The 21,970-nt window shown below is 60.1% G+C and carries 18 protein-coding genes; 8 read left to right on the top strand and 10 right to left on the bottom strand.

Annotated elements, in window-relative coordinates:
• Positions 1-129: 129 nt before the first annotated feature.
• From ACIQF4_RS02190 to ACIQF4_RS02180, 3 genes are all read right to left on the bottom strand, one after another.
• Positions 130-1,560 (bottom strand): sugar nucleotide-binding protein, encoded by a 1,431-nt coding sequence (locus ACIQF4_RS02190; protein WP_400514111.1) that lies wholly within the window; start codon positions 1,558-1,560, stop codon positions 130-132.
• Positions 1,561-1,563: 3 nt separating this feature from the next.
• On the bottom strand, positions 1,564-2,562 hold the full coding sequence (rfbB, locus tag ACIQF4_RS02185) for a dTDP-glucose 4,6-dehydratase (protein WP_400514109.1): 999 nt from the start codon (positions 2,560-2,562) through the stop codon (positions 1,564-1,566).
• A 73-nt stretch (positions 2,563-2,635) separates the two neighbouring features.
• Positions 2,636-3,940 carry a D-alanyl-D-alanine carboxypeptidase family protein gene (locus ACIQF4_RS02180; RefSeq protein ID WP_400514107.1) on the bottom strand — a complete coding sequence of 435 codons (1,305 nt, stop codon included), beginning with the start codon at positions 3,938-3,940 and terminating at the stop codon, positions 2,636-2,638.
• 428 nt (positions 3,941-4,368) lie between these two features.
• On the opposite strand from ACIQF4_RS02180, the gene ACIQF4_RS02175 reads away from it, so the two are divergent.
• Genes ACIQF4_RS02175 through ACIQF4_RS02150 form a run of 6 tightly spaced genes read left to right on the top strand, consistent with a single transcriptional unit; the run spans position 4,369 to position 9,916 of the window.
• Positions 4,369-5,589: a hypothetical protein gene (locus tag ACIQF4_RS02175; RefSeq protein WP_400514105.1), complete on the top strand. Its 1,221-nt coding sequence runs from the start codon at positions 4,369-4,371 to the stop codon at positions 5,587-5,589.
• A gap of 45 nt (positions 5,590-5,634) precedes the next feature.
• Positions 5,635-6,708, top strand: a complete 1,074-nt coding sequence (locus ACIQF4_RS02170) for a glycosyltransferase family 2 protein (protein WP_400514104.1) — start codon at positions 5,635-5,637, stop codon at positions 6,706-6,708.
• A 5-nt stretch (positions 6,709-6,713) separates the two neighbouring features.
• Positions 6,714-7,463: a glycosyltransferase family 2 protein gene (locus ACIQF4_RS02165; protein WP_350001745.1), complete on the top strand. Its 750-nt coding sequence runs from the start codon at positions 6,714-6,716 to the stop codon at positions 7,461-7,463.
• Positions 7,460-7,876, top strand: a complete 417-nt coding sequence (locus tag ACIQF4_RS02160) for a DUF2304 domain-containing protein (protein ID WP_310111065.1) — start codon at positions 7,460-7,462, stop codon at positions 7,874-7,876. Before ACIQF4_RS02165 ends, ACIQF4_RS02160 begins: the two co-directional genes overlap by 4 nt.
• A gap of 33 nt (positions 7,877-7,909) precedes the next feature.
• Positions 7,910-8,797: a glycosyltransferase gene (locus ACIQF4_RS02155; protein ID WP_350001746.1), complete on the top strand. Its 888-nt coding sequence runs from the start codon at positions 7,910-7,912 to the stop codon at positions 8,795-8,797.
• Between the two features lie 24 nt (positions 8,798-8,821).
• Positions 8,822-9,916 carry an NAD-dependent epimerase/dehydratase family protein gene (locus ACIQF4_RS02150; RefSeq protein WP_400514102.1) on the top strand — a complete coding sequence of 365 codons (1,095 nt, stop codon included), beginning with the start codon at positions 8,822-8,824 and terminating at the stop codon, positions 9,914-9,916.
• 104 nt (positions 9,917-10,020) lie between these two features.
• On the opposite strand, the gene ACIQF4_RS02145 is transcribed toward ACIQF4_RS02150, so the two are convergent.
• The gene (locus ACIQF4_RS02145; RefSeq protein WP_400514100.1) at positions 10,021-11,976 is read right to left on the bottom strand and encodes a hypothetical protein; all 1,956 of its coding nucleotides are present in this window, start codon (positions 11,974-11,976) and stop codon (positions 10,021-10,023) included.
• Between the two features lie 104 nt (positions 11,977-12,080).
• Entirely contained in the window at positions 12,081-13,211 is a 1,131-nt protein-coding gene (locus ACIQF4_RS02140) for an acyltransferase family protein (RefSeq protein WP_400514098.1), read from the bottom strand.
• 140 nt (positions 13,212-13,351) lie between these two features.
• Between ACIQF4_RS02140 and rfbA the strand changes: the two genes are divergently transcribed.
• Together rfbA and ACIQF4_RS02130 are read left to right on the top strand one after the other, a co-directional pair.
• Positions 13,352-14,215, top strand: coding sequence for a glucose-1-phosphate thymidylyltransferase RfbA (gene rfbA, locus ACIQF4_RS02135; protein ID WP_400514096.1), 864 nt, complete (start codon positions 13,352-13,354; stop codon positions 14,213-14,215).
• A gap of 146 nt (positions 14,216-14,361) precedes the next feature.
• A complete protein-coding gene (locus tag ACIQF4_RS02130; RefSeq protein WP_400514094.1) occupies positions 14,362-14,853 on the top strand; it encodes a hypothetical protein in 492 nt (163 codons plus the stop codon).
• 51 nt (positions 14,854-14,904) lie between these two features.
• Here the strand turns inward: ACIQF4_RS02130 and ACIQF4_RS02125 are convergent, their stop codons facing one another.
• From ACIQF4_RS02125 to glf, 5 genes are all read right to left on the bottom strand, one after another.
• Positions 14,905-16,848, bottom strand: a complete 1,944-nt coding sequence (locus ACIQF4_RS02125; RefSeq protein ID WP_400514093.1) for a DUF6541 family protein — start codon at positions 16,846-16,848, stop codon at positions 14,905-14,907.
• A 129-nt stretch (positions 16,849-16,977) separates the two neighbouring features.
• Positions 16,978-17,733, bottom strand: coding sequence for an ABC transporter ATP-binding protein (locus tag ACIQF4_RS02120; RefSeq protein ID WP_163162339.1), 756 nt, complete (start codon positions 17,731-17,733; stop codon positions 16,978-16,980).
• Position 17,734: 1 nt separating this feature from the next.
• On the bottom strand, positions 17,735-18,604 hold the full coding sequence (locus tag ACIQF4_RS02115; RefSeq protein ID WP_350001759.1) for an ABC transporter permease: 870 nt from the start codon (positions 18,602-18,604) through the stop codon (positions 17,735-17,737).
• Positions 18,605-20,596: a glycosyltransferase gene (locus ACIQF4_RS02110; RefSeq protein WP_350001761.1), complete on the bottom strand. Its 1,992-nt coding sequence runs from the start codon at positions 20,594-20,596 to the stop codon at positions 18,605-18,607.
• Positions 20,593-21,780 (bottom strand): UDP-galactopyranose mutase, encoded by a 1,188-nt coding sequence (gene glf, locus ACIQF4_RS02105; RefSeq protein WP_400514091.1) that lies wholly within the window; start codon positions 21,778-21,780, stop codon positions 20,593-20,595. The genes ACIQF4_RS02110 and glf overlap by 4 nt, the downstream gene beginning before the upstream one ends.
• Between the last annotated feature and the right edge of the window lie 190 nt (positions 21,781-21,970).

Below are 21,970 nucleotides of genomic sequence, written 5' to 3'. Positions count from 1 at the left end.
ACAAGGGATCCTGACTCGAAAGAGTCAGGATCCCTTGTGGTAGGCGTCCTCCCTCGCTGGTCCTAAGGTCGGTTGTCTGGGGACGAATCCCGCCAATCCTGAGGCAGCGTGAGGATAGTCAAGATCAATCTACTGTTCGTCCTCGCGTCGAATTCCGCGCACGTACTCTTCCAAGGCCTTTTTGGAATCCCTTGGGGCGTATCCCTTAGAAGTGAGCTTACTGAGGTCCAGAGTGCTGTTGAGTGGCCTGGGCGCAGCCGCTTTATCCCTGAAGTATTCGACTGTGCTGACACCGGTGACCGCTGATCTCGGCTTACCCATCAGCTCATAGACATCACCGGCGATGTCTGCCCATGACTGTGGCTCTCCGTCATTGCTGAGGTTGTACGTTCCGTACTCCGCCCCCGATTCCAGGAGATGCCGGATGCCCGCGGCAATATCTTCCGTGAAGCTGAGCCGGCCGATCTGGTCGTTGACCACGGACGGCTCGATGCCCCGGCCGGCGAGCGATGCCATGGTGCGCACGAAGTTGTTTCCCTCACCGATAACCCAACTGGTCCGCACAATGTAGTGGCGGGGAACCACGCTGACGACGGCGTCGCCGGCTGCTTTGGTCTGGCCATAAACACCCAGCGGGGTGAAGGGTTCAGTTTCGTCATGGCTCTCCCGCGCACCATCGAAGACGTAGTCGGAGGAGACGTGCACCAGGGTGAGGTCATGGTCGACGGCGGTACGAGCCAGCCGCGCGACGGCAGCAACATTGACGGCCCAGGCAGCCGCACGGCCTTCCGCGGTTTCCGCGGCGTCGACCGCGGTGTACGCGGCGGCATTGATAATTGTTGAGTAGTTCTTCCAGTTCCGCTCCGCGAAGGACGCCTCGCTGCCCAGATCGAAGCCCGCACGGCCGGCAAACTCAACTGTTGCATCGCCGTCGTACTGTTCCCGTAGGGCCTTGCCCACCTGGCCGTCGGCACCTACCACGAGGATCTTTTTGGCCGGCATCGGCACAACGTCCGCAAGGCGGGGGTGCGCTTTGTCCTTGTCGGACAGTTCTGCCTCCTCGAGCGGCACCGGCCAGCCGATTGCCGCCGTCTCGTCCGCGAGGTTCAGGAAGGTGTACTGGCCCTGGGCATCCGCTGACCAGTGGTCGTTGACCAGGTAGGTGTAGGCCGTGTTGTCCTCCAGGGTCTGGAAGGCATTGCCCACGCCGCGCGGAATGAAGATCGCCTGGCTGGGGTCCATTTCAGCGGTGAAAACGGCACCAAACGACGGGCCTTCGCGCAGGTCAACCCAGGCGCCGAAGATCCTCCCGGTGGCCACCGAGATGAACTTGTCCCATGGCTCGGCGTGGATTCCGCGGGTCGTGCCTGCCTTCTCGTTGAAAGAGATGTTGTTCTGCACTGGGCCAAAGTCCGGCAGCCCGAGTGCCACCATTTTTTCCCGCTGCCAGTTTTCCTTGAACCAGCCACGATTGTCGCCGTGAACCGGCAAGTCGTACAGGACGACGCCGGGGATCGGCGTTTCGTGTGCGGTCAGCTTCTTTGAGAACTCGATCGACATCGTCTACTGGCCCTGTTCCTTGTACTTGGCTTCGGTCTGCGCCTTCTGCGGACGCCACCAGTTTTCGTTCTCGCGGTACCAGGCGATGGTGTCCTCGATGCCGGCATCGAAGTTGGAGAACTTTGGTTCCCAGCCGAGTTCGTCGCGGAGCTTGGTGGAGTCGATGGCGTACCGCAGGTCGTGGCCCGGGCGGTCGACAACGTGGTCGTACGCGTCGGCGGCCTGGCCCATGTGCTTCAGGATCAGTTCAACAACGTCCTTGTTGTTCTTCTCCCCGTCGGCACCGATCAAATAGGTCTCGCCGATCCTGCCTTTGGCGATGATCGCCAGCACGGCCGAGGAATGGTCATTGGCATGGATCCAGTCGCGAACGTTCTCTCCCTTGCCGTAAAGCTTGGGCCGGATCCCGTCGATTACGTTGGTGATTTGGCGCGGGATGAACTTTTCAACGTGCTGGTAGGGCCCGTAGTTGTTGGAGCAGTTGCTGATGGTCGCCTGCAGGCCGAAGGAACGGACCCAGGCGCGGACCAGCAGGTCCGAGCCGGCCTTCGTGGAGGAATACGGGCTGGAGGGGTTGTACGGCGTTTGCTCCGTGAACCGCTCCGGGTCATCCAGTTCCAGGTCGCCGTAGACCTCGTCCGTGGAAATGTGGTGGAAACGCTTGTTGTGCTTCCGCGCAGCCTCGATCAGCGTGTAGGTACCAATAATGTTGGTATCCAGGAAGGGTCGCGGATCATGGAGCGAGTTGTCATTGTGTGACTCCGCCGCGTAGTGGACAACGACGTCGGTCTCGGCCACCAGGCGGTCCACCACCTCGGCGTCGGCGATATCTCCCTGAACAAACGTGAAGCGGTCCTCGGGAAGGCCCCGCAAAGATTCCAGGTTCCCGGCGTAGGTCAACTTGTCCAGCACAGTGACCCGGTCATCTGTATTTTCCAGAACGTAGTGGACAAAATTTGAGCCAATGAATCCGGCACCGCCGGTTACGAGGAGTCGCGACATATTCATAGGTTACCGGCTGGCTGTTGGTCCCATGTCATCCATCCGGGTATCCAGGCCCCTCTAGAACTTGGGCTCAATAACCGGGCGCCGGCGGGTATCCGTAGTACTGCTCAAGGGTGGCGATGCCACGGCGGTGCATGTCGATGGCTACGTCCTTGCCGACATACCTGAGATGCCAAGGTTCGTAGGCATACCCTGTCCAGTAGCTCATTCCTGCCGGGTACCGGACAATAAAGCCGAACTCATGGGCACGATTTGCCGCGAATCGCCCGGCTGCCGTCTGGGCAAAACAGTCCTGGAGTCCACAGGCTCCACCAGGGTTCCCGATATCGACGGCCAGCCCGCTTTGATGCTCGGAAAATCCGGGCCGGGCCGATATCGTGTCAGCGCGTTCCTGCCCATACATAGCGACGTAGCTGTTGTAGAGCGACGCCTGGGTCGCGTAGCTCCGGAAGCCGCTGACCACGGTCACCGGAGCACCCGAGGCACTTGCAGCATCAGCAAACTGCCAGAAGCCTACGGCTGCCTGGTAACGCAAGGGGTACCCCCCAACATTCACCATGTCGGAAGGCGCATAATCGATGGGCGAGAGAGGATTGCGCTTATTGATGACGCGCTGGTACTCCCCCGGCTGGTAGTACGTGACGGTAACGCCCGTAGATGGGTGCCAGGTCAGGATGCCGCCCTGGAAATTCTGGGTGCAGCCGGCATCACCGGCGCAGAACTCCTCGGTCAAGGGATAGCCCAAACGCCCGTTCTCCCATCCGAGCGTTCCCCAGACGTAATCAATGGAGCCTCCCGTGGCATAAGCGCCGATACCCGGCGCCCAATGGACCTGACCTCCCTGGAAGGACTGATAGCAGCCACCTGCCCTGAGACCGCATCGTTCGGCGGCCATTGGATAGCCCAGCGGACCCGATTCGAAGCCTCCACCTGCCCACCTGTTCCTGATTGCCCCCCAAAGCGTCTGCTGCGCGCCACTGGCAGGCGACCAGTGGATTTGTCCGCCCTGAAAGCTCTGGTAGCAGCCCGACCTGACGAGCCCGCAGACCTCATCCGTGACCGCGTACCCGAGCCGGCCTTGTTCCCACCCCTGCTGCTGCCAGAGTCCGCCGACCGCACCCCACGTGGCACGGGCTCCTGTCGCGGGCGTCCAGTGGATTTGGCCGCGCTGGTAGTCCTGGTAGCAGCCGCCGCCGGCAAGCCCGCATTTTTCTCCGCCGATGGCAGCTCCAAGATTGCCCGCCGGTCCCCCAAGGGCCTGATGTTTGTCCTGGATTGGTGTCGCAGCCCAACCCGGGGTGCCGACCAAGAGTCCGGCCAGTAGAAACAGGATGCTGAGGACCGTGGATAGGGCGGAAACCCGAATGTGCTTCATGTTCACCTGACTGCTTGATGGAATAAGGGTTTTCCAGACGGACGGCCATCACCGGGGCCGGTGCGTTGCTGGCTCCTGGACGTGATTCTATCGGCGGCAACGGGCTCGACTCATCAACGCATGGACTTTTCTTCCCATCACGGATTCTCGGAAACCACCAGGGGCAGTCTGCTTCACCGTTCGGACACTTCCGGTGCAAAAGGGCCCGGAATCTGCGAAGTAGCCAGGATGCCGCTGACCCGGTCCCGCTCAGGCATGCCCCTGCACGCCTTACCGTAAGATCGAAAGGCACCTGGGAAAGCCAGGCATCGCGTCGCCACGGAAAGCCCTCAATGAATTTGCCTTGGAAGAAGCCCGCCTCTGCGCAACCAGAGGAGGAGCCTGACGCTGCCACTGACAGGACTATCAGCTCCAGAAGTGCGTCGGGCGTGGGCGCTGCCTCCATTGTCTCCGCGGCTGCAGGGTTCGTTATCCTGGTGATTGCCGGAAACCACCTCCGCCCCGAGGAATATGCACAGTTCAGCGTGTTTTGGGGCGCACTGTTTGGCATCTTTGGCGTGCTCTCCGGCATACAGAGCGAGACCACCCGCGCTGTCCGCTCCGCGGAAACTCTGGGCAGCGACCCCGCCTGCGCACAACAGCACCCCTTGGTATTGGCAAACGGGGTGCTGGTGGGGGGAATCCTTGCCGTCCTTGTCCTGGCGTCCTCCTGGCTGTGGGCGCCGTCCGTCCTCGGCAGTAACACCCCCTGGCTCCTGCCCACCTTGGCCGCCGCCGCAATCGCCTATTCTGGCCATTCCGCCCTGGCCGGCGCCTCAGCAGGAACCCAGGATTGGAACCTGTACTCCAAACTGATGAGTGCGGAGGCGGTGTTCCGCCTGGCAACTGTAGGCACCGTGGCCCTGCTCGGCGTCGGACTCCTGGGACTCGAACTCGCCTGCGCGCTGGCGGCGGTCCTTTGGCTGGTCTTCCTCCTGGTCTCACCAACTGCACGCCACGCCGCAGCTGCCCGCGCCGATGTGCCCCGCACGGCATACCTGCAGCAGACCGGCCACGCCATGCTCTCCTCAAGCGCCACTGCTGCCCTCATCGTAGGATTCCCCGTGATCCTGAGTTTCACCAGCAGTGCGCAGGAACTTGCCGCGGCCGGCGGACTTCTCCTCGCCATCCAACTCACGAGGGCGCCAATCATGGTTCCGCTCCAGGCGTTCCAGGGCGTGGCCATCGCCGCGTTCGTGAACCAGCGCGATCGGGGCGTCCACGCGCTGATCAAACCCGCTGCCCTCTTCCTCGGCGTGGGTCTGGCAGGCGGGATCGCAGCTGGTCTGCTGGGCCCCTGGCTCATGGAACTGCTGTTCCCGGGCAAATACGATGTACCGGCCTGGCTTCTGGCCGCACTGACATTCGACGCCGCGCTAATGGCTGTCCTGACGCTTACCGGCACGGCAGCCCTGGCAGTGGGGATGCACCGTGGCTATTCCGCAGGCTGGGTCAGCGGCACGGTTGTCAGCGTGCTCTGCCTCCTGCTGCCGCTGCCCCTGTCCGTCCGGACGACAGTCGCCCTGGCGGCAGGACCCGTCGTGGGCGCAGCTATCCATGTCGCCTCGATCGTGCGTACCGGCAACCCCGCTGCTGCTTCGCCCGCCTGATCTGACGCCGTTCTCCCTGCCGACCTCCCCAACAAAGGAAGCCCCGTGACGAACAATCCCGACATGCCGCGGACCACCGTAATTCTGCCCGCATACAACGCCGCCTGCTTTCTGGAACGGGCGGTGCGGAGTGTCATGGCCCAGACAGACCCAAATTTCGAACTGGTTATTGTGGATGACCACTCCACAGACGGAACGCTGGACTTGGCCAGGAAGCTCGAGGAGGAGTTCGGAAATCTAACGGTGATCGCTTTGCCCTCCAATGCAGGAGTGTCGGCGGCCCGTAACGCCGGCCTTGAAGCGGCCCGGGGAGCTTGGATCAGCTTCATCGACAGCGACGACCAGTACCTGCCTGCATTCCTCGAGACCATGCACGCGGCCACCGCACCGGATGTGGACCTTGTAGTCGGCGGCCGAATCGTAGTCCAGTCGAACGGTACGGAAACGCGCAATGGCTCGCGCGCGCTCGGCGAATTCGACGGCGCAGAAGCCTGCCGGTTGGCCATGTGTGACCAGCTCACTCCGTTCCCATGGGACAAGCTGTATCGGAGGGAACTGTTCAGCAAGGTCCGGTTCGCCGAAGGTGCCGCGCGGTTCGAGGACATGGCTGTCAACGTCATCTTGCACTCGCTGTCCCGCAGGGTCCGATCGATCGATACGCCGGTTTACCGGTACTACATCATGGATGCTTCCCTTACATGGGGCAGGGTTCCCACGGTAGCGGACACCACTGTGGCCATGAACCACCTGGCCGAGCACCTGGACCAGCGGTTTAAGGAAGGCAAGTACGGAGCCGCGTATGACTGCATGCGCTCGCTGGTAATCCTGCTTGTGGCCCAAAGCGCAATTGCCCGCGGTACCGGCTCGCCCGCCGCTGCAGCCACGGTAACCGAGTGCCGCAAGGACCTTGGTTGGCGGATGCTTTACCGGACCCTCGCTGTGCACAAGGTCATCGGCGCCGGCGCCCTTTTACTCAAGCTGGCGCCTTCCTTGTACGCCTATCTGTACCGCCGCCACATCCGCGCCGCATATGGCGTGGGAAAGCCCCAAGCGCCCTCGTCGGAGATGCCTGTAGCGGCTCCACCCGCCACCCCCGGCAGCGGTTCTGGTATAGATTAGTACCTATGTCAATCCCCCCCTACACCCGCGCCCTCGTCATTATGCCGGCGTGGAACGAAGCGGAGTCCGTTGGCAATACAGTCCGCGAAGTGCTGGCGCTGCGTGAGACATATGACGTTCTGGTCGTGAATGACGGTTCCCAGGACAGCACGGCTGCCGTAGCCCGAGAGGCTGGAGCCGTGGTTCTGGACCTCCCCTTCAACCTCGGCGTAGGCGGGGCCATGCGTGCCGGCTTCAAGTACGCAAAGCGGAACGGATACGACGCCGTCATTCAGGTGGACGCCGACGGCCAGCATGATCCCAAAGAAATCGCCCGGGTACTGGCTGCCTTGGCGGAGGCGGACATTGCCATCGGCGCCCGCTTCGCGGACCGCGGCACCTACAAGGTCACCGGACCACGGCGCTGGGCCATGGTCCTGCTCGCCAAGGTCATTTCCGCCCTGGCCCATACCCGCCTGACGGACGTTACCTCTGGATTCAAGGCGGCCAACCGCCGTGGCATCGATCAGTTCATCGACCACTACCCTGCCGAGTACCTGGGCGACACCATCGACTCGCTGGTTGTAGCCATCAGGTCCGGCTGCGTGATCACCCAGGTTCCCGTAGAGATGCGGGCGCGCCAAGGCGGAACGCCCAGCCACAATCCACTGAAATCTGCCATCTACCTAGGCCGGTCGGTGTTTGCCCTGCTCTTCGCCCTGACACGGCGACGCTCGCAGATCCAAACAACTTCCCCCCAACTCGAAAGTGCATGATCTTGCCCGTTCTGGCTGCTTTCATACTTGCCCTTGTCATCGTCGTCCTCGTGGTCGAGATGCTCCGCCGGAAGAAGCTCCGCGAGAAGTATGCGGCGCTCTGGCTTGTGGTCGGCCTGGCCACACTGGTCCTTGCGGCCTTCCCACAGCTTTTGGCCCAGACAGCCCGGCTCCTCGGTGTCCAGGTCCCTTCCAACCTTTTGTTCTCCATGACCATCTTGTTGGCGCTGGGCGTCTGCCTCCACCTCTCATGGGAAATCTCTGTCGTGGAGGATGAGACCCGAACCCTGGCCGAGGAAGCAGCAATCCTGCGAACCCATATCGAACGGCTGGAAGCCAGGCTGGACGCCGAATTGGCGGAGCCTTCCCGGACTTCGCCAGCAAACGAGCCCGCTCCCCTTGACCGCGGCTAAAGCCGCATTGCCCCAAAAAGCATTGGATCACTTATGGCACTTGATATTTTCATTCCCTACTGGGGCGACCCGGACTACATGAAGCAGACGGTCCGAAGTGTCCTCGAACAGGACTCTGACGACTGGCTCCTCACCGTTGTTGACGATGCTTACCCTGACCACGAGATCCAGAGGTACATGGCCGGGATCGAGGACCCCCGCGTCAAGTACATCCGCAAGGAACAGAACGCCGGAATCACTGAGAACTACAAGACCTGCGTCGCCCTCGCTACCGAAGAGGTCATGGTCATCCTGGGCTGCGACGATGTACTCCTGCCCAATTACGTCAGGGTGATCAACGCCGCCCATCAGAGGTTTCCCGAGGCCGCCATCATCCAACCTGGCGTCCGTGTCATCGACGGGGATGGCACCGCGGTGCGAACCCTGGTGGACATAACCAAGCAGCACCTTGTCCGGCCCCGGACCCAGGGGCCGCGTCTCCTGTCTGGCGAGTCTCTTGCGGTCAACCTGATGCACGGCGACTGGCTCTACTGGCCTTCCCTAGCGTTCCGCACTGACAAAATTCGTGCCGTCGAATTCCGGTCCGGCTTTCCCATCATTCAAGACCTCGCGCTGGTCATGGACATGGTCTACCGCGGCGACCAGCTCCTGCTCGAACCCACCGTGTGCTTTGCTTACCGACGCCACTCGGAAAGTGCCTCCTCCACAAAGCTGGTTGACGGCTCCCGCTTTGCCGGCGAACGAGAGTACTTCGAGGTGTCGGCAGAACAGGCAAGACTCAATGGCTGGACCAAAGCCTCACGTGCTGCGAACCTGCGCCTGACATCCCGCGCCCACGCCCTCGCACTGCTGCCCAAGGCCTTGGGCAGCAGGAACTTTCCGGCAGCGAAGGTCCTCCTCAGCCACACATTCGGTAACTAGATGTCAGCTTCAGAAAGGCCCATCATGACAACAACCACCTCCGAAGCCGGGACCCAGGGAACAGTCCTGGTAACCGGTGGCGCCGGCTTCATCGGTTGCGCCATCTCGAGCGACCTAGTAGCCAACTTCGGCCGCGTGGTGGTGGTGGATAATCTGCACCCGCAGATCCACGCTTCCGGCGAGCGGCCGGCCGCGCTTCACGAAGGCGCCGAATTGGTGGTTGCTGACATTACCGAGGCCCAAACGTGGGACAAGGTCCTCGCAGACGTCGCTCCCGACGTCGTCATCCACCTCGCCGCCGAGACCGGGACGGGGCAGTCGCTGGAGGAGTCCACGCGGCACGCCCACGTCAATGTGGTGGGAACGTCGCAGATGCTTGACGGACTGAACCGCCACGGCAAGCTCCCCCGTCGGATTGTCCTGTCCTCCAGCCGCGCGGTCTACGGCGAAGGCCCTTGGGACGATGCCGAAGGGCACAGGTTCTACCCGGGACAGCGCACCAGCGCCACATTGGACAAGGCACAGTGGGACTTCCCCAATGCGACGCCTGCAGCTATGAAGGCCTCCGAGACCTTCCCCGCTCCTGTCAGCGTCTACGGCGCCACAAAGCTCGCCCAGGAAAACATCCTCCAGGCATGGGCAAAGTCCTACGGCGTTGAGACGGTTATCCTGCGCCTCCAGAATGTCTACGGACCCGGCCAGTCCCTCATCAATCCCTATACCGGAATTATGAGTTTGTTCTGCCGCATGGCCATGGGCGGCAAGTCAATTCCTCTGTACGAGGACGGCGAGGTCCGCCGTGACTTCGTGCTCATCGACGACGTAGCCTCGGCTATCGTGGCTGGAGCACTTTCCCCGACCGTTCAAGGAGAACCCATGGACATTGGCTCCGGGGAATTCCAAACCATCGGCACCGCCGCCAAGATCATCGCGGCCCGCTACGGCGCACCCGATCCGCACGTCACGGGCCAGTACCGCCAGGGCGATGTGCGGCACGCGTGGGCTGACGTCGAAGCTGCCAAGGCAACACTTGGCTGGAAGCCTCAGTACAACCTGGAACAGGGCATTGAACGGCTCAGCACATGGATTGACGCACAGCCGGACGTTCAGCCTTACTAAGCATAGCCAGCAGAACGCAGGCGACGGCGGTACCGGAAGGTACCGCCGTCGCCTGCGTTCAATGCCTGATCCAAAGCCCCCGGCTGACAAAGGGCTGCCCATTCTCAGCTGTCCAAGGTGGCCAGGATGTGATTGAGTGCTGCCTGATTTTCGGGATCTACGATGATAACGGCTGACGGCTCCGCCTTCATGATCCTGTTCACCACAGGGCGCAGGTTGTCCACGCCCCCGCTGAGCTCGAACATGTTCAGCGAAAGCTCCCAGCTTCTTTCGGTGTAGGTTGCCGTCAGGCCGTCGTACCACTGCTTGGCCAGGATGGCATCAATGTCGGCAGGCCTTGTGGTGACATAGACTGCTGGCTGGCCCTGGCGGCCCATGGTGGCGGCCATCAGCATCTCCACGGGGCGCGGCACTTCTTCGAGTACTTTCAGCTCCTTCGCCATGGCCACCGCCGAAGGGGACGAAGGCGGCAGGCCCTCCTTTGCCAGCGGGAAAATGAAGCCGAAGGCCTGCATTGCCGCAAGAGTCGCCAGCGCCGAAGCCGCAACGGGTCCTGTCCTGCTGAGCCGCCTGGAGTCTATTGGGGAGGCAGCAGCCGCTCCGCTTCCCCCAGCTGCATCCAATCCCGACCGGGGGCGGACACGAACGGTTTCCAAGAAGGCGGCCAGCATCAGGGCGAGCGTCACGAGCCCAGCGAGGAACAACGCAATTCCTAGCTTGTGGGAGTAATAGGTCAGCGTCCCGCCCTTGACCAGCTGGGCGACTGCCATGCAAATTGCCAGCGCCAGCGCAGCGATGAGGCCTGTGAAGGACCAGCGCAGTCGTTGTGAGGTGCCGCTTAAGCGCCGGGAAGACTTCGAGAAGACAAGAGTCGCCAACGCTGCAGTGCCAATGATGATGACGGCCAACTGGCCCAGATCCGGTATCGGCACGCCGCCCACACCGTATAGGACAGCGTCCGTCGAAACCCCTGCAAGCTGGCCAAGCGCCAGGCCAACGCCGGCGACGCCCACCAGGGCGACCCCAACCGCGAAGACATAGCCGCTGCGGGTGGCACGCCACCGCCTCAAGTCCCAGGGAAGCAGCACCATTACTGCCGCACCCAGCACCAGCACCTCAAGAAGAACCCAGTTGTGGGCCACCCCCACCACGCATGCCACCAGGGACAGCAATAGTGGAGAGTGCAGCGGTCGGCCCATGCCGGCTGCCAGGACGATCGCCACAGATGCGAGCCCTACTGCCAGGAAAAAGTTCGGGAAGCCGTGGAGTGAAGCCGAGGATCCGGGGCCGAAGACCCAGCCTGCTGCCACCAGCGTCAAAGCAGGAAAACCAATGAGCGGCTGGCGGCGGAACGCAGGTACCGACGCGAGCGCAGCGAGGACCATCGCTGCCACCAACACGGAGACAAGGGCACTCCCATTGGCGTAATTCACCAGTTCCTCCGCCGGTGTACCCGCCGGCTTCGCAAACCTGAGTTCCGCAAAAATGGCAACCACTCCGTGAAAACCCTGCGGGTAATCCTTGAAGGACCAGTCACTGCCGTCAGGAGAAGCGCCCAAGAGGGGCACAACGCGGCCATAGAGCCGCTGCATGTGGAAGATGTCGAAGTGGGAAGCGTTGTCCCAATTCAAGGTGAGCAGGCTCAGGGCCTTCTCGTAGGAGCGTACCGAAAGGAGGTTGAAGTGGACCCAGACGGACAGTGCTGCGGCGCCCCCAGGCAACCAATCGAGCCATGAGAACTGAGGCACTAGACGGCGTACACCCGCCTTGACGCCCTCACTGAACACCACGAAAGCCACAGCGCCAACCGCTCCGGCCAGCACTAGCGTTCCCCGACCCAGCGGCCCGAATCCTGAAGGAACCCACCAAAGCAGCGGAATCAGCCCTAGCAGCACGCTGAGCGATACGGCAATGCGGGCCGAGAACGTACGGGCTGTTGGGAGTGCCAACAAGCAGGCCAAAATCAGGCCGATCGTCCAGCCACCCGTGATGGAATCCGCGAGGCGCAGGGCAGCGACAACGGCGGCCGCAGCGGAGAATGCAAGGGTTCCCCTCAGCATGGCGGTTGGTTTGTGTCCCCGGGGCGTCGGAAGGAACCAGCTGCGATCCGGCCCTCTACGGTGAGAGAAAGGTCGCTGGGTGCCGCGCCGGGTTTGCACGGCGGTCACGACGGTGTACGGACGGTATCAGACCTCGTCGCCGCTTCCCGGGTGGGCATGGCAGCGGGCGTTTTCTCCACCGGCGCCGCAATCGGTCGATGGTCTTTACTGCGCACCCTGCGCATCACGGGTCGCTCGACCCAAAGCCAGCTCGCGATCGCTGTAGGGATGGTCAGTGCCGCTGCAGCCAACGAAAAGGGAACAATGCCCCACTCATGGGCCCCGAAGACCGCCAACAGTTGCTGGAACGCAAAAGCATAGATGTAGACACCGTAGGAGACGTCATTCTTGGCTATCAGCTTCGGCTGCGGAAGCCAGGTTGAGATCCAAAGGGTGCCGTAGGCAATCAGAACACCAGATGCTTGACCTCCCCAGAGGGGGAAAGCCGAAACCATGAGCAGCGACACGATGAGGCTTGCGACGGCAGGAGCCCAATGGATTCCGATCCGGGACTTCCAGACGAAGAGGACAGCGCCGCCGAGGAAGAAGGGAAGGAGCTTCAACAGGAGGACTACATCAAAATTTCCGTTGGTGTACCGGTTGATAACCTCGATGTTCGCCTGTGCCACGACGGAAGCGGCGAAAAACAGCGTCAGGAACCAGGGGGACTTCCGGAAGATCGCGAAACAACCAAGGGCGGCCACGACCAGATAACACAGGAACTCGTAGTAGAGGCTCCACAGCGAGCCGTTCCACGCCCCGGAATAGGGGACATTAAGCGGCGTTCCAGCGATATCGTAATGGTTCATTTTCAAGGTGAGGTTAGAAAACAGGAAATTCAACGGCGATGTTGCCGTACCGAAATAACCCGACAAGCTTCCCCGAGCAACGAAGTAACCAATGGGCGCGAAGAAGACAACCATTGTGAGCAGGCAGACAACGAAAGCCGGCATGATCCGGGCCACACGGTGCACCAGGTAGTCACCCAGTCCGTGGCTGAATCTGCTGCCGGTGATAAGGTAGCCGCTGATTACAAAAAAACCGGAAACCGCCCATCCGCCCAGTGTTTCACCGGCGAAGACGGGCTCATTAGCTGAACCCGTCAGTGGCCAGCTGTGATGGACCAGCACCGCGAGTGCCAGGATAAGCCGGATGAGGTTGAGGCTGTTATTCCGTGGATCGAGCGGCTTGCCCACCAGGAGTCCTGTAGGGGCTTTTTCTGATGACACGCGGACTCCGGGTTCGGCTCATTGGGAATGACACTGACACGCAATTCTACCGTGCCGGGCTTAACTCCCGGTTTGCCCCGCGCCAAAGCTGCGGCAATGATGGACTAATGCGCGGAATTATCCTTGCCGGAGGCACCGGATCCAGGCTCCACCCCATCACGCTTGGCATCAGTAAGCAGTTGGTCCCGGTCTACGACAAGCCAATGATCTACTATCCCCTGTCCACGTTGATCCTGGCGGGCATCCGGGACATCCTCATCATCACCACGCCCCAGGACGCGGACCAGTTCCAGCGCCTTCTTGGTGATGGTTCACAGTTCGGTGTGAACCTCTCCTACGTCCAGCAGCCCAGCCCGGACGGCCTCGCGCAGGCGTTTATCCTAGGGGCAGATCACATAGGCAACGACACCGTTGCCCTGGTTCTTGGAGACAACATCTTCTACGGCCAAGGCATGGGCACGCAGTTGCGTCGGCACGCGAACATCAAGGGGGGCGCCGTGTTCGGCTACTGGGTAAAAGATCCCTCGGCGTATGGAGTGGTGGAATTCGACAGCGAAGGCAAAGCACTTTCCCTTGAGGAGAAGCCCGCGCACCCACGCAGCCACTATGCCGTTCCTGGCCTCTATTTCTATGACAACGACGTAATCGACATTGCGAAGAGCCTCAAGCCCTCTCCTCGCGGAGAGTTGGAAATCACCGACGTCAACAAGGTGTACTTGGACCGTGGCAATCTGCAGGTGGAAATTCTGCCGCGCGGGACCGCGTGGTTGGATACCGGAACGTTCAACGATCTCAGCGACGCATCGAACTTCATTCGGACGGTGGAAAACCGGCAGGGCCAGAAAATCGGCGCCCCGGAGGAGATCGCGTGGCGTTTGGGCTTCCTTACGGACGACGACCTGCGCCGCCGCGCAGAGCCCCTGGTGAAGAGCGGTTACGGCGCCTATCTTCTGGAACTCCTGGATGAATGATGCAGTCTGCTGTCACTAAGCCGGAACTTGCGGCTGGAGATTGGTCCGCAGGAGGCGCGCCATCCCGGACTATGGCAAAGAAGGACGCCACTCGCACTACCAGCAGATCCACTATCGCGAAGGCTGCAGTTCAGCCAAGGAGCATCATGCGAACCCCGATTAAAGTCATCCTCTCGATAGTTGCTGTAGGTGCGGCCCTCAGCTCATGCAGTATTGCCGACGCGCCTCCCAGGAACTCCCCCACGCCTACCCTGCAGCCAACTAAAACCGCCAGCACTACGTACCCGCCATCAGATCGGGAACCAGACGTGCGGCTGACGGTTACCACCCTGAGCGGAAATGCCGGTCTTCAGTCGACACATCATCTCGTTTGCGTTGGAACCTCGGCCGTAGAGGGAACAGATCTTCCGGGTGCAGGGGACGCCTGCAGGGTTCTGGAACGGCAACCGAGTCTCTTGGAGTATGAGTCGGCCGAGACCAGTGAAGACTGTGAGGCCGTTGGTCAGCCGCATATTGCAGATGTTTTCGGCGAGATCGATGGCAAGGCAGTCAGGACCAGCTTCCGCCGCGACAATGAATGCAACGTCAAGACATGGGACAAGCTGGAAACACTGTTGGGAAGCGTTAAGGAGAAGTAGGCGAGGACGGCTTTCCGCGTAGTGCCGATCGGCATTCCGATCAGCCGCCTCCTACCAGCAGGCTTCAACCCTGAATAGACGCGCGCCGGATCCTTCCGAATCAACGAGCTCCAGGCTTGCATTCTCCTCAAGATCCATCACACCGCCATAGCCGGCGAGGGTTCCCGTGACGGTCCTGGTGCCAAAGTCCAGAACATACCGGACGTTAAGGCTTCGAACAGACTCACAGACAGCGGGAAAATCAGCAGCGTCCTTGAGGCCGGCATTTACGACATCGACGTCAGACCCATGAGTGGTCAGGATGTGGGGCTGGATAACAGTACGGCCGGACAACGCGTAGGCCAGTGCCGTCCCGCTGCTTGGTAACCCGGCAATGTTGGCGCCTGGCTCGGTTGTTTGCGGAAGGCGCTCCAACAATTTTCTTTCCTCTGGGGACAGGAGCGCAGCATTGGCGTCACTGCGGTATTGCCAGTGTGCTTGGTAGGAGGCAAAATTCACCGGCAGCAGTTGAGGTGCTATCGGAACAATGGCCGCGGCATAGACCACCGAGGCCAGGACGGCCTGCCGTGTGGGACCTGGGGTACCAGGAAGTCGGGTCTTTCCAAAGACGGACCCATCAGCCGTCCGGATCTTTTCTCTTACAAGATCTAAGAGGAACAGCGCGCCAATAACCGCTGGTCCCAAAACGACAACGGGCAGCAATGCCGCCAAGCGGTAGCTGTCGAAGTACCAGACTCCCGTGATGAATTGCCTAATGGGTGCGTTGTACCCTGCGGCGAAGAAGAACAGAGCCGCGCCGATGAGATACGTTCCGATCAACCACCGTCTAGACTTCGTGATCCAGAGATGGACTATGCCCGCAATGAGGCAAACGCTGAGTATCTCTTGGGACGGACGGCCCAACGGAGCATTGAACAGGAGCTCCCCTATGGCCTGGGGAGGGGTTTGGACAACCCTCCAATTCGCCGCATCTGACGGGGGCCGAAGGAAGTACCACACAACTGTTAGCAGGACCAGGCCACCGAGCAGCGCTGCAGTCAGAATCCGGGCCTGACGCCGGGAATCCTTGGATTCTGGCGGCCAAAGACGCCTGATCCGGAAGTAGTAGACCGCCAATGCTCCTGGAAGAGCGAATGCCAGAAAAGCCATCAACGTACTTGGGTGTGCGAGGGCGACTCCTGCGACGGCAACACCCAGGCTTAGCCAAGCGATCAGGGCTGGCGGGCGGCTGTGATAACCCAGCCCCAGCGCAGTGAAGGCGAGCCCCAGCGCGGCAGGCAGGACAGAGATCGAAAGCAGATTGGGATACAGCACGCCCCAGTCGATCATCAGGATCGGAAATGTCGCAAAGCCAGCTGAGAAAACTAAGGTCACGATCGCCGTCGCCTTACGATATCCGGCGACCGCAAAGGTGAGGAAGAGAGCGCTGAGTGGCCACGCTACTGCGCCGATGGCAATGCTGGTGGAATTCACGAGGACGGGTATGGTCGCACCCGTGAGCTCCCCCACGATTGCCACAAATGCGTGCCAACCCGCGGGATAGGCACTGATCCCCGTAAAGGCTCCCAAATTGAGGGGTGATGAATTTTGTGACTCCATTGCCCAACGGACTGCATTCAAATGGAAGACATTATCGTAGGTCTGCGAAATGGAGTCGGGATGGATCATGGCAGTTGCCATTTGCATGCTGATGACCAAAGACGTAATGACGATTCCGACGCCCACCGTCAGGGATAATCCTGACCTGCTCCGAGGATGTTCGGCGCGGGCTTTCCCCGAACCCCAAAATTTGGACACAAAGAACGCAACAACTGAGACGACCGCGCAGCCTACAACGACCGGTACTGGCGACCACGGTATCCGGGCAAATGGAAATATCAGCGCCAGGAACCCGATAGTTCCGATGCTGAACGCTGGTGCGACCAGGAGGGCACTGATTCCCCGCATTCGGACAGCCAACGCGGTTGCCAAACCAGGAAGCAATAGCAGCAGCACTGCTGTAAGGATTACTGGCAATGATTGCCACCAGGACACGGAACACCACTCTCGGGAGATTTGGGACAGATACTGACAGGGAGGCGCCGGCTAGGAAACCACGTTGATCCAGTTCACCGGCTTCTAGCTCTAAGTCTCAGTGAGGGACCGGCGACGCAGTTCCGAAACGACGTCATGCACATCCCCGTCCATAATGACTTGGCCGTGCTCCAGAAGGACGCCGCGCTCACAGACAGTGGCAACGAGGTCCAGATCATGGCTGACCACAAAAAGCGTCTTGCCCAAATCGGCCAGCTCCTTGATCTTTGCGATGCACTTCCGTTGGAATGGTTCGTCGCCGACAGCCAAAATTTCGTCGATCAGGAACACTTCAGGATCTGTGTGCACTGCGATGGAGAAAGCGAGCCGGAGATACATTCCGGACGAATAGAATTTGACTTCGGTGTCGATGAATTCACCAATCTCGGAGAACTCGACGATTGAATCAAACATATTATCGATCTGCTTCTCAGTCATCCCGAGAATCGCGCCGTTCAGGTACACGTTGTCACGACCGCTCAGGTCATGGTGAAACCCGGCACCCACTTCAATCAGTCCGGCCACCCGGCCCCGTGTCCGGACAGTCCCGCCGTCTGGCTGCAGAACTCCAGAAATGAGCTTCAGCAGTGTCGACTTTCCGGAGCCGTTGAGGCCCATAAGCGCCACCGTTTCCCCTTGTTTCACCTCAAGAGAAACGTCTTTAAGCGCCAGGAACTTTTTGGACAAGTCCCCCTTCCGGCCCTTGACGAGCCAAACAAGGGCTTCCTTCAACGAGCGTGTATGGCGCAGGACAAACTGCTTCCTGAGGCCCACACAACTGATGGCCACGTTGCCGTGGGAAGTCATCTCAAAGCTCCTGTGCAAAGTGGATGGCAAGGCGGCGGAACGTCAGCTGGCCCAGGAACAAAACTGCTAATGTCACCAGCATCGCTACGGGCAACCAGACCGTCAGAAGATCGGGCGGCATTGTGTCGGCGACCATCTGATCCGCTTTCAGCGTCGGTTCCCAAAACGCCCAGTGGAAGACCTCGACGGCGACTGTCATGGGGTTCAGCTGGTAGACCCAGAACCATGGTCCCATCACCCGTTCGACCATTGACCAGACATAGAGTACGGGCGAGGCCCACGTCACGACCATCACGATCATATCCACAATGTTTTCGGAGTCGCGGAAATAGACGTTGATAGCACCGAACATAAGGCCCAGCCCCGTGGCCAGAACAGCGACCATCCCGAAAATCAGGACCACCGCGCCCAATTGCAGGATCGATGGCGTCCAGCCCACAACAAAACAGGCACCAATCAGGACGAGTAGTTGCGGCAGGAAGTGGGCGGCCGAAACCCACACAGTGGATACCGGAAACAGTTCTCGGGGGAGGTAAATCTTCCGAATCAGATCACGATTATCAACAATGGAACGGGTTGCATTTGAGAGCGACTCCGTGAAGAAATTCACCAGGACAATGCCGGCAAACAAATAGATGGCGTAGTTGGGTGTGCCCCGCTGGAGGTTCAGGAAGATGCCCAGCGCAACGAAGTAGATGAGGAACTGCACCAGCGGCTTGACATAGGACCAGAGCAGCCCCAATACGGAGCCGCGGTAGCGCACCTTGATTTCCTTGCGCACCAGCAGCTTTAGGAGGAACCTGTCCCCGTATACGTCAAGAAGCCCTCGTCCGCTTCCAGGCTTTACTAACTGGTCGGTTTGACCGGCCATCTAGGCGTCGTCCTTCGCATTCGCCTCGAACGTCTTCTTCCAAGCGTCGAAGGAGCTGATTTCCGGCACAGCCCGACGATACTGGTCGGCGAGCTTGTCCCACTCTCGAAGTAGCTTGGCGTGCAGCAGGGTCGCTTCGGCGAGCATCGATTTCAGCTTTTTTGGGTCCCGCTGATACCACGAAGCACCGGTGCCTTCGGCGTTGGACACCACAACGCTGTCGTAGTGGGCAACCCTGAACCAACGGTTATCCCGGTGGGCCAAGTATCCTTGAGGACGCTCGGTGCTCTCCGGACCGGGCGCTTTGATCAGCTGCCGGGCAACCGTCTTTATCCCCCAAGGAATCAGCTCCTTCTTGCTGGGCATTCCTACGACTGTGCCCCCCATAGGTCCGCGGCCGATCTTCGGGGCAGGGAAGTCGTCCACGTCATCCTTCAGCTGGGCATCCGGATACTCGGACTTCAGCGCATTGATCTCCGGCAGTTTGGTGGGCAGGAGTTTATGGAGACCTTCGGGCCCCTTGAAGAGGTCCCGGAGCGCCTCAATCCGACCGTGCTCGGTGAAGTACTGCATGGACACAAGATGTTTAACATCGGCCTGCACGGATTCACGCAAAACACGGCCCCCCTTTGGATAGGGACTGTGGATCAGCGTGGTGATCAGCCGGTTCCTGGCGTGGAAATACGCCTGCCAGCCCACCAGGTCATCCTTGTCAATCCAGGAGACGTGCCACACAGCCGCACCGGGGAGTGACACGGTGGCGAACCCTGCTTCCCTCGCGCGAAGTCCATACTCGGCATCGTCCCATTTAATGAAGAGCGGAAGGGATAGGCCGATCTCCTTGATGACCGATGTTGGGATCAGACACATCCACCATCCGTTGTAATCCACATCCACGCGCCGGTGCAGCCACGGAGTCTGGCGGAGATTGGCTACGCTGAAGTCGTGCCGTGTTTCCATGTCGGCATGCGGCAGGGCCGGAACAATCCGGAACGGATCCACGACCTCGCCGAAGGTATGCAGGACGCTGCGGTTATAGAGGTCGAACATATGGCCACCAACAATGGTCGGTTTCCGGCAATGGTCGGCGAAAGTTAGCAGCCGGACAATGCTCTCGGGCTCCACCACAATGTCGTCATCGAGCAAAAGTACGTAGTCGCTGCCGTTTTCTACCGACTCATACATCCCGCGGGCGAAGCCGCCCGATCCCCCGAGGTTGGCCTGGTTTATCACCCTTAGCTTGCCGCCCAGTGATTCCCTAACAGCCTCGAAGTCCTCTTGCTGTTCGACCTTCAATGTTCCCTGGTCCACAATGAGAATCTCCTTGACGTTGTCCAACACGTCACGGTTCTCAGCCAAAATTCGGGCGTTGTTAAGGCAGAAGTCAGGTTTATTCATGGTGGTGATTTGCAGCGTTACCTGGCCCTTCGGCCGGGAACCGTCCCGGGCTTCCCACTGCCCGTTCTCAATAACGAGATCACCGGAGCTCGCAGCCAAGTCAAACCAATACCAGCCGCCGTCTCCGAACGGCTTCAGCGTCAGTTCAAAGATTGAAGTGGCAGTACCGTCGACATGTTTTCCATCGACCCGCTGCACAGACCCGCGGGCGTTGGACTTGTAGACAGTTACGGTCCCGGTTCCTTTTGTCTGGACTACGAGGCGCACGTCGCGCACGGAGGTCCAGCGCCGCCAGTAACTCGCAGGGAACGCGTTGAAGTAGGTGCCAAAAGACATCTGTTCACCAGAACGGATGCGCATGGAGTGACGGGACAAAAGGTCTTCGAAGTGTGCCTCACGGCTTTCCGAACTGGACATCTGCAGCTTATCTTCAAGCAGCTTGGGCGTTCGGGCAAACTCATCATTTTCGCGAAGCCGAATTCCACTGGCGGATCCGGCATCCACATAGAGGGACACTGTGTCCGGCTGGTCCGACGAGGGCAGAATGATGCGCTGAATAGGTGCCCAGCGGGTGCTTTCTTCTTGCTCACTCATGCGTCCACTCCTCCACTTTCAAGTTTGGTGCCCGCCTCGAAGTGCGGCCTGATTTTGTTGTCGAACATGCTGAGTGCAGAACCAATGGCCATATGCATATCAAGGTATTTGTATGTGCCCAGCCGGCCGCCAAACAGGACGTCATTCTCCACAGCAGCGAGGTCTCGGTACTTGAGCAGGCGTTCCCGGTCGGCGGAAGTGTTGACCGGGTAGTACGGCTCATCGCCCTTCTCGGCAAAGCGCGAGAATTCGCGCATGATAATTGTCTTCTCCGTCTGGTAGTCGCGCTCCGGATGAAAATGGCGGGGTTCGATGACGCGGGTGTAGGGGACGTCGTCGTCGTTGTAGTTCACAACCGAGGTGCCCTGGAAGTCACCGATATCCAGGACTTCTTCTTCAAAATCGATGGTGCGCCAGGAAAGGTCGCCTTCGGCGTAATCGAAATAGCGGTCAACCGGCCCCGTGTAAACAACCGGGATGTTGCCCACCACTCTTTTCTTGCTGTACTCATGCGACTCGTCGAAGAAATCTGTATTCAGCCGCACCTCAATGTTCGGGTGCTGTGCCATCTTCTCGATCCACGCGGTGTAGCCGTTCGTGGGAAGGCCCTCGTACTTGTCGTTAAAGTACCGGTTGTCGTAGTTGTAGCGAACCGGAAGCCGGGAGATGATGCCAGCCGGCAGGTCCTTGGGATCCGTCTGCCACTGCTTTCCTGTGTAGTGCTTGATGAATGCCTCGTACAAGGGACGGCCAATCAGCTGGATTCCCTTGTCATTCAGGTTCTGGGGATCCGTTCCGGCAAGTTCGCCTGCCTGCTCCTGGATAAGGTCACGCGCCTGGCCGGGCGTGAGGTTGGCACGGAAGAACTGATTGATCGTGGCCAAGTTGATGGGCAGGGAATAGACCTCGCCCTTGTGGACGCCGTAAACCTTGTGGACGTAGTTCGTGAACGTGGTGAAACGGTTGACGTACTCCCACACACGCTCGTTTGAGGTGTGGAACAGGTGGGCCCCGTAGCGGTGCACCTCGATACCTGTATGCTCTTCTCTTTCGCTGTATGCATTACCACCGATGTGGTGGCGGCGGTCGATAACGACGACCTTCAAGCCGAGTTCAGTAGCGGCCTGTTCTGCGATTGTCAGGCCAAAAAAGCCGGACCCAACGATAACGAGGTCAGCGGTCACAAAATCTCCAGTGTCGTATGCGGGCAGCACAATGTCGTCCAAAGTCTGCTGCTCTAGCCTACCCGAGGCACAGCAGCCCTCGTCGAATCGGCTGGGCACCGGCGCGCACACAGCACCTCTGCCACGGACATGCGGAACTTGTCCACATAGGACATATGGGAGTGTCGCGCAGTCAGTGCCGCTGGCTAGC

Origin of the sequence: Pseudarthrobacter sp. NPDC092202 (genome assembly GCF_044755505.1) — a bacterium.
Classification (GTDB): domain Bacteria; phylum Actinomycetota; class Actinomycetes; order Actinomycetales; family Micrococcaceae; genus Arthrobacter.
The sequence above is the reverse complement of the archived record's forward strand: the minus strand, read 5'-3'. Positions and strand labels throughout refer to the sequence as shown.